The sequence below is a fragment of the Mesorhizobium sp. M7A.F.Ca.US.010.02.1.1 genome, from assembly GCF_004023085.1.
Lineage (GTDB): Bacteria > Pseudomonadota > Alphaproteobacteria > Rhizobiales > Rhizobiaceae > Mesorhizobium.
Window position 1 is genome coordinate 80,995 of the sequence record NZ_RZRV01000026.1, and the last position, 226, is coordinate 81,220.

Annotated in this window: 1 protein-coding gene; it reads left to right on the forward strand. The window is 69.5% G+C overall.

The annotated features are described in order from the left end of the window. Positions 1 to 226: hypothetical protein (locus tag EOA19_RS36540; RefSeq protein WP_164893015.1), on the forward strand; the 226-nt coding region annotated here is incomplete at both ends.

Here is a 226-nt window from a genome sequence, read left to right on the forward strand (position 1 = left end):
CAACGGCGGTTGCCGACACCGACAGCGTGACGGAAGACGGTGCGACGGTCGCGGACGGCAACGTCATCACCGCCAGCGGCGGCGCGGACGCGAATGTGACGGACGGCGTTGCCGACGTTAAGGGCGCAGACGGGGCGACGGTAACGGGCGTCGAGGCAGGCACGGTTGCATCGGCCTCGGGCCATGTCGGGTCGGTCGTGGCGGGCAGCTACGGTTCGATCACGAT